At 40.3% G+C, this 9,116-nt stretch carries 6 protein-coding genes; all 6 read right to left on the bottom strand.

All coding sequences use genetic code 11. The features are described 5' to 3' along the window. Positions 1–200 precede the first annotated feature (200 nt). Complete coding sequence (locus tag ACFPB1_RS27115; RefSeq protein WP_379229331.1) at positions 201–866, bottom strand: hypothetical protein; 666 nt, start codon at positions 864–866, stop codon at positions 201–203. Positions 867–1,139: 273 nt separating this feature from the next. Continuing rightward, the gene (locus ACFPB1_RS27110; RefSeq protein ID WP_379229329.1) at positions 1,140–1,808 is read right to left on the bottom strand and encodes a DUF2625 family protein; all 669 of its coding nucleotides are present in this window, start codon (positions 1,806–1,808) and stop codon (positions 1,140–1,142) included. A gap of 27 nt (positions 1,809–1,835) precedes the next feature. Next, the gene (locus ACFPB1_RS27105; protein WP_379229328.1) at positions 1,836–2,369 is read right to left on the bottom strand and encodes a NucA/NucB deoxyribonuclease domain-containing protein; all 534 of its coding nucleotides are present in this window, start codon (positions 2,367–2,369) and stop codon (positions 1,836–1,838) included. A gap of 207 nt (positions 2,370–2,576) precedes the next feature. Further along, the gene (locus tag ACFPB1_RS27100) at positions 2,577–3,086 is read right to left on the bottom strand and encodes a hypothetical protein (RefSeq protein WP_379229327.1); all 510 of its coding nucleotides are present in this window, start codon (positions 3,084–3,086) and stop codon (positions 2,577–2,579) included. A 13-nt stretch (positions 3,087–3,099) separates the two neighbouring features. Further along, positions 3,100–8,499, bottom strand: a complete 5,400-nt coding sequence (locus ACFPB1_RS27095; protein WP_379229326.1) for an RHS repeat domain-containing protein — start codon at positions 8,497–8,499, stop codon at positions 3,100–3,102. Between the two features lie 48 nt (positions 8,500–8,547). After that, positions 8,548–9,000: an RHS repeat domain-containing protein gene (locus tag ACFPB1_RS27090; protein ID WP_379229325.1), complete on the bottom strand. Its 453-nt coding sequence runs from the start codon at positions 8,998–9,000 to the stop codon at positions 8,548–8,550. Between the last annotated feature and the right edge of the window lie 116 nt (positions 9,001–9,116).

Raw genomic sequence — 9,116 nt, 5'->3', positions numbered from 1 at the left:
ATCTACACCTCTAATCCAGGGGGGTGGCCGCCATCTGTTTATCGCGAAAGAATGCTGACACAAGCAGCTTAGTAGCGGGATTTCTGAATGAGTGTGTTTTCAAACTGCACTTTTATTGACAACTCCATGTCTACTTGCAGGAGATAATACCATTTATGCAGGGTAAAGGTGTAATTTAAACACGTACTGTAGTCAGATACCTAAACCTCTAACAAAATACCCATTTCTTCAAATGAGATTTTGCTTTCACCCAAACCCTCTTGATCATCACTACTAATTAAAGCGACTTCAACTTCCGACAACTTCATTTCCTGATTAGGATTACTGATCTTTTTCTCATAAATTGATCTTAATAACTTCACTTGTTCTACATTCATATCATAATAATCAACCCAGGATTTAATTGCTGAATCAATGTCCATGACTTGGATCTCTAAAATATCCCCACCATTTCTAAGCATCTCAGGAAAGGAATCGTGCGAATACAACTTTTCTCCATCGCTCCAAAAAGCTGTTGTAATTAGAGGAGTTGATTGTCCATTAATGTCATCGAGTAAGTATTGTAGTGCTTCCTCTTCTGCTAACTCAACTATATTTGATGGAGCACTAAGAAAATACTTACCTGCATCACCTGATGAGATCCGGCTACTTCGCTCATCGCGAAATGCCGCTACACAATATTGTGTGTGAAAAGTAATTGTCCCACGCGTACCTGCGCTGTCCTGAACAGAATAGTTAATTCCATCCCATGAATGTTCATGTGATATTTCCGGATAATGCGCAACCATAATTGCGTGAGCAATAGAGGCAAGAATACAACCTTTCCATAACTGCTCTCTAGTCCAAATAATCTCATAAGTATCCATTTCCCAATCCTCCGACATATGATTCGACTTTATCCTATTTTGATGTCGGTGGATATTACACGACCACCTTTACTCTTCGGTATTATGTTTTTGTGATGCTCTTCTTAATACCCCTTCACACCATGTTGAATTAATGCTATGTGTAATTTTTGATAGTAGGTCGTTCGTATGGCACTTTGCCAATAAGAAATAGAGCGCCTCCCTGATGTGTTATGGACAAACCCAACATATCGAGGCGCTCATTTAGTTAAACATCAAGGTCTAATAAAATTATTAAATACCTAATTTTTCTTTGTTTGCCCAATTAATATCCCATAATTCCTCAATTGGCACTATTGATCTTGCACGATTTGAAACAGGTTGGCCTTCTGCCCATAAGTATGGGTAAATTAAGACACCTTTATCTCCGGCCATTTCCTGGATATCGTCTTTCCATCCATTCCAACGAAAAGTCTCATAGAATTTTTGTATATTTCCCACACAAACCCAATTCACAAAATCTGAATATTTCATATTCAGATTCTCCCATTCCAAAGTATCGGGCGCAAAATAAAATATTCCCCCCATATCACCGTTGAAAGCCCCACCATTGAGTGCAAAGAAACCACCAACTGCATCATCAGCAATTAATAATGACGAAGGTAATCTCAAACATTTCCCATTTGAGTCTACTTCATTCCATGTAACCAAGTTTCTATGCAATTGGCTGGCACTTGAAGCTAAAAGCCTTAGCCAACCATCATCTACTAGGATACCGCCAGTATAATACGCAACTGTCCCCAATATGGATTTAGTTGACACTTGTAACTTATACAAGACCTCCTTCGCTACAATTGGATTCGCAGCTAAAAGATCAACTTTATTAGTCGCTTCAGAAACCCATTTCTGTAATAATAACCAACTAGATTCTGATTCATCAATGAGTTCATTCAATGATCTCATTTAATATCCCTCCTCATCATATAATACTTAGTCGATTGCAATTCTGACTTTAGTTCCGTTAGGATATTGCCGTAGTTGATGCCCCATTGATGATCCAGCCCCCCTATTATCTGAAGGGGATATAGGTCTGACACTCGCTCCTTTCCCGCCCTCTTTAAACATTGCAGGGGGATACTCATCTAAGTCCTTACCAGATACCTTGTTTTGTCCTTTTAGAGACTCACTCCTGTTAGATTTGGCTCCTCCACGATTAATGGTTAATATGCTAGGCTGTCCGTCTTTTATTGCATCCTCTATATGCTGAGCCGCTTCAGGATATTTACTCTTTGAAACTTTACATTCAACACAATTGGGATTGATCTTACCAGAATTAATCTTTATTTTTGTGCCTGCCGAGCCTCTGCTTGCTGATTGCGGCAGAGAACGAGCACCAGCACCACTACCGCCTGAACCCCCACCGGCTTGCGATACTGCTGGCCGGTAGTATTCATCGCCACCACCATAATTCAACATGTGTTGCTTATGTCCAGTTGGATCAGTATATCGTAATGGACTGTTCATGACATACGTATTCCGTGGCAAAAAAAAGGTCAGACATTTTTACGGAGTACATATAACACTACATCAAAGAACAACCCCAGAAAACATAGGCGATCGCACTCCTGTGGAAATTCAGGAACGCAATCGCCGCTTAATTACCTCTTTTTCAAAAGTCCACTTGACGTGGATATGAGTACTCGATCGTTCTCTTCTTTCATTACTGAATAATTATCGTACGACATATCCGTCATTCAGAAGTGCTAAAAGACTAGCAGATATGTATACCACCATTACATTTCCACCAGATTCGATTTCCACCTTTGATAACTTATTTTTAATATACTTAACCAAATTATTGTACCATTCATTGAGCTCTTTAGGTTTTTCCAACAATTCACCTTTCTGATCATAATATTTCATTTCAACCCAAAGTCTACCCTTACTTATTTCTTTCTTATCTGTATTAACAGAAGTTCTTAAAAATTCAATTACATTAGTTGTAGTGGAATTAATTGTCTCCCTACCGTCCTTTAGCTTGTGAAATACCATTTGGCCAAAATTCTGTTTATGCAAATGAACTTGAAACCAACCGTTGCACGAGAACTTTGGTGGGAGCTCAATAATTACAATTGGACGTTGCAAGTTACCTATAAAATAAATCTCCCCTTCTTTACGAATAAATTCCACAAACTCGCTTTCATCTACATTGTCCATAATAAATCCAAATTGTTTACCCAATTAGATCACCCTCTTAATTGTATGCATGAAAATGAATGCTCGCGCCTGCAGGATAATTCTTTGATGTTTTTATGTCTTGTATTGCTTTTCTTTCTCTTGAAACTGGAGTGCCGTTTTTATTCTTTTTACCAACTTGATGAATTTCTACAACTTCATTGTTTTTATTAACCGCAACAACATCTGCATATCTCTTGGATTTGTATCCTCCTTTAGTGTCGTATTCCTGTTCTCTTACTGGAGTCAAATCTCTTGATCTGATATCATCTTCAACTTCTTGTGTTTTTTGTTGATGCGCCGCTCCTCCCTTTTTACCGTTTGGATTAGGAACCTTTTTTCCCGTTCCATTGTTAATCTTTATTTTAGCATTTGCTGGTCCTCTATTTACCTTAGTAGGGGTCGTTCGTATGGTACTTGCCCCAGCACTACCTCCACCCATTGAAGGCATTCTTGGTACCGGGGCTCCCCCCCGATAATCATATTGAAATTTTGTTGCAGCATGACCAGTTGGGTCACTATAGTTTAGCGGATTATTTAGAGCATACACGTATAAGTTTAAGCTATTCGGGTTCTTTAGTTCACCTTCAAACGTATCCTCACTTGTAAACCTAGCTGTCTCTGGATTATACCATCTCGCCCGAAGATACTGTAATCCAGTCTTCTTATCCCAATATTCGGATGAGTACCAGAACGGGTTATCGATCGTTTCACTTACGCTCAACGGTCTGCCCCAGATATCGTAGGTATACTTATTTAACACTGTACCTGAATTATCTCTTAGTTCGACAACATCTTGATGGCCATTAAACAAATAGGTCGCTCTTGTTAGATTGTTGCCATCAATGCGTTCAAGTAATCCAATGCCATATACATAAGAGGCTTTCGGAGTAATCGTCGTACCACTAACAGTCGCTTCCCCAATCAGGCGCTGGTCATCCCAGTAGTACCGGGTTTTAGTACCACCAGCAGTCCGTTCGTAGAGTTGACCATCACCATTATACGTGTAACTGACAGTGGCAGCATCTTTGTCGGTGACCTTTGTTAATTGATTCCATTCATCATACGTGTAGTTGAAATTATCAATCGAAGGTGTCGCATCTGATATTAGACTTGTTCGATTTCCTCTTGCATCGTAACCGTAGGTCTCATGAAATTGGGTGTTCGTCAGCACTTGTCCTAATTTATCATAAGTATAATTATTGATCGTTCCGTTTTCTGTACGCTTTGTTACATTGCTGCTCCAATCGCTTTCATAGTCAAAAGAGTTAGCTACTGTCCCGTCTGTTTTTTTATGTTGAAGTGATTTGAGGTCCAAACCGTCATATACATAATTGCTAGTAAAGTTATTCCCATGCGTAATTGTCTTGATATTATCATTTCGATAATACGCATAAGTCGCGGATAATTGATTATCCGTTTTCACGGTGCTAATGCGATTCACCGTATCATACGAATAGGCAATTGCTCTTCCAAAAGGATCGGTTAATCCTGTTCGATTCCCTCGTAAATCATAGGTGTATTGGACTGTCTTTCCATCTGGATATGTCTTGCTTTTAAGCAACCCGGTATAGGAGTCGTAATCATATTGGGTAGTACCGGTTTTATCCGCCATCGTTTTACGTTTTCCATCTGGGTAATACACATAACTTACCGTCTCACTTGGACCATAACGATACTGCAAGCGATTCTGGCTGTCGTATTGATACGTAAAGGTTTTGTTATTGCGATCAATTAGCTTCGACAGATTACCTTCAGCATCGTAGTACATTTTCTTCAGTTTACCGGCTTCATCGGTATACTTAATTAGATTTCCTACTTCATCGTACTCTTTAATCAATTTTTTATTGTCTGGATAGGTTACGCCAGTAGAATTGCCAAGTTGATCATAGGCATACGTAAATAATTCATTCTTAGGTGTGGTTACGCTGCGCAATTCGTTTAACACATCATAGGAGTACTTGGTAACATTCTCTACACCTGGGGCATCGAAAGTCGAAGTCTGGGTAATGTTATCCGCGTCATCATATTGAGTACTCCGTTTCGTTACGTACGAACCATTTACTAATTCCTGTTCACTTGTGACACGGTCAAGACGATCCAATTGCTTTTTAACGGGATTATTTTCTTCGTCCACTTCAGTTATAGTATGAAGAATGTCATCATACACCACTTGACTAAAACTTAAATCGGCATTCGTGGTTCGGATAAGCCGATCCCAATTATCGTAAGTGTATGCCGTACGATCTCCAGAAGCATCTTCATCCCAAGCCTTTCGGCTTAAAGCATCATAACCGGTTTTGCTCTTCGCCTTGAAGCTTGGTGCTGAATCAGTGGGTTCTTTTTCATAGATTTCAGTTTTTATTTGCCTTCCCAAGCCATCCCAAGTGGCTCTTGTTTGCACCCCTACTTCATCGGTTTGAGTCACTTGGTTATTTGTATCGTCGTAAACAAGACTATTCCAAGAAGTATTCGGATTGGTTACTTTCGTCAAACGATCCAGCTTATCGTACTGGTACGATGTTTTGTAAGATCGACCATCCGTGTAGGTCAGTATGTTTCCGGATAGTTTATCGTACGTAGCCGAGGTGCTGCTGCTCTGTTGAACCCCGTCAGCATCTTTGTAGAGAGTGGTTTCTTTTGTCAGATATGCGGATCCGTAGGAAGGATCATAATCATACGTGGTTACGGCTTGTCTTGCTGTATCAAAGTCCGTTGTCGCAACCACATTCCCAAAGCCGTCATAATCGTACGTCGACCGCTGGAGTACAGCACCTGCCGCATTGTTTAATTTCAGTTTGTAATCCAGCACATCTCCCTGAGCGTTACGAATCATATCAACAAACAGAGAATCAGTAGCTGAGACCGGCCACGTTTCGGTTAATTTAAAGTGCGTTGTAGGATCATACGTAAATGTGGCCGTTTTATTTAACGCATTTGTACGCGTGAGTATATTGCCATAATCATCAAACGTTTTTGAATCCATGATCGGTTCCGATTGTGCAGACGTTGAACGATAATAGGATGTTGTGGAAATCGGAGTTGGAATTCGTCTTACTTCATCGAATGTATTGTTGGTTATCCGTTTAATGGTCAAATCGGATGCTTCAATATTGGTATTATAAATCATTGGAGGTGTCTGATTATCGATGAAGTCTTTCTTGTACGTGTAGAGCGTTTCAATCTGCCCACGAATGGTCTTCGTGGTAAAATTCATATCGACGTTATAGGAACTCCCCATATCACTCGGGTAAATAAAAGCCATGCGGTTCGCTTCTGAAGTAGTTTGGTCGGAGTACGTAACAACATCTTTACGTACAGCCAATCGATAGGCTTCATTTACAGAGCTCGCACTTGTATACCGTTTGACCGGTGTGGCCTCATATTCATAGACGGACTTTGCTCCAGTCGGATACGTGACACCTGTAATTAAAGCGTAGGGGTTAAGCGTCGTTGGTGTCGTCGAGAGCAAGTCAAACTTTGCAGTGGCAATGGCGTAATCATAGGTTGTTTTCCGGTTTAAGGGATCAATGACCTGCGTGAGTAGTTCTTTGCCATTTTGAATTGTCTTCTTGTAGATGACCTGGCGATCTCCCATCGTGAGCGTAACCGCGGAAGATGTGTATTGAATATTAATTTGATTGCCGATCGCATCCGTAATTTGAGTTAATAACGTCCCATAAGGAGAAACATCTGCATACTGAAAGGACGTATTGTTGTTGTATGCATCGGAAATCTGCAGCACTTTCCCTTTATCATCAAAATACTGTTTTTCTCCCGTAATACTATTTCGCAAGACTTGAGCAGATTTCAGCCCATTAACCGTGACCGAAGTATCACTTGCTAAGGTTAGATCCTTCCACGGGTATCCTTTTAGTACGCCTGCTTCAACTTGATATGAACCGCCGTCTGCCAGATGAATGTACGTTTCGTTATCAAAGGTCAAGTACGGAATGTTCCACGACCAGCCGATTCCCAGCGGCGCTCGCTTTTGATTTTTAGAATCAACAATATTATTCGAATACGAAACTTGATCATATGTATCAATAGGGGTTGTAATTAAAGAAGCAGAATCATACTTATAGCTATAACTGTTATTAGCATCCGATCGACTAAATGCCAATGTTCCTTTTCTACTATTAAACTCAGTTACTGCATCTTGTGCGTCAAATAGAAGATAAGGACCATCCAATTCACTAGCGGTTTCTGTTCTTAAGTATTGATAAGTTGAAGTAAATGCCGGATTTAAATAATATTTATGGACATAGTAGCGGTCAGCGGTCGAACAGTAATTCGGCCCCGCTTCTTCTTTGTATGGTGCTAAGGAATTATAAAAGCTGGCGCGTTCACTTTCAGATGAAAACGATCTTTGAGTAGGCGTTGATGGATCAAACCACTCACTCTCTTGCAAGACAAAAGAATTATCACTGCATTTATACTTCACATTTAATACATGATAGTTATAGTTTAGATAGTACACATTGCCAGACACATCTACTTGATAATTCGTGTTAATGTTATAGATCGGTACACTAGATACATTCTCTTTAACATCGGCTTCGTATAATTGCGATGCACCCGAGTCATAGGAACGAGTCAGCGTAAAACTGTGCCCATTACGGCCGGGAAGAGTTAGGTCTGGTTCGGTAAAAGACAATGTGCCGGATACAGTGGATACATCCTCAGTATCCTGGCTAACTTTATACGGAGCCTCATCGCCTTTAATTTTCAACAGTTCAAGATTTGGCTTTTCAGGCTGCGGTGGTAAGGCTTCCGTTTGAAAATCATTCGTTACCGTTAAATCAATGTCGCCTAAATCGGATGCAATCTGGCTTTCAGCAGTTTCGGACGTATTTATGACCGTCTTAGGTTCTGCTGCTCCCATGACACGGCTGCCTTCTGCAGATTGTGTACCACTGGTTGCTTCTTCCAGTGTAAATCCTTGATCAAGCTTTTGTTGGATTTCCGCCTCACTAACCTGCGTTTCAGTAGAGACTGCCTCCAAATTCAATCCGGTCAACTCTTCATTTTGTTTCGCCAGGGCTTCATTTAATTCTTGTTGTTTAAGCCGTATTAACCGCTCTGTTAAATCCCGGTTACTTGTTTCTTGAGAACTAACAAGTTCCTCTGATAGTGGAGTTGCACTGGTATCCGTTTCTTCAAGCCGATTTGCGTTTTGTTCAAGTCCGAGATTAATATGGTCGTTAATCCATTGTCGTTCTGAATCCTCAAAATTAAGCTGCTCTGTATAATTATCTGTATAGATAGGGCTTGGAGTAATCTCTTGAATAACCTCTTGATTTGCTTCATTATTAATATCATTTGATTCTGCCCAAGATTGATAATTTGTTGTTGTAACAAGCAAACAAATAACTAAGAAACCAACCAGATATCTAAGCTTTTTATAAGAAATTGCCAAGTTATCTCCACCTTATTTAAAATTCTACTGCCATGAACCTGTAACGAATCAGGATACTACTTTTGAAAGTAAATTACCGTTATTATCATACGTATAGGTTATTTTCTTTCCAGTCGTAAGATAGACATAAACCAATCTTCCTGCTTGATCGTACTCATATGTCGTCGCTAAATGGCGAACTGTAAATACTGCGTTTGATTGATCCCAGGCTCCATAGGTGGATCCATTAAAAGCTCGGATCCTTATTAGTGCATTTGTAGATGGTGCAATGGTTCGAAAATCCACACTAGCCGACGTAGCTCCCGGTAAGGAAAGTGAAATAAGATCTTTCCATGTAGATCCACCGTCTCCAGAAAACTGAACCTGATATTGCAAACCTGACTGTGGTTTATTAGGATCTTCACCTGCCAGCCATTGAATAGTGGTTAATGCATCGATTGTTTCTCCTCCATTTGGAGATAATAGTTGAGTGGTTAAAGTATAGGTATAAGGGTCTGTCAATAATTTTGTGTAAACGAATTTTAAGGGTGTTGCGATGGAGGGGGACTCCGCCCCCTACCTCAGGTGCTGACCAACGCGATCGGGGAAGAAAACGGATAGCTGTAGCAGCATTTGTC

The sequence above is a fragment of the Paenibacillus sp. GCM10023250 genome, assembly GCF_042653205.1.
Classification (GTDB): domain Bacteria; phylum Bacillota; class Bacilli; order Paenibacillales; family Paenibacillaceae; genus Paenibacillus_Z.
The sequence above is the reverse complement of the archived record's forward strand: the minus strand, read 5'-3'. Positions and strand labels throughout refer to the sequence as shown.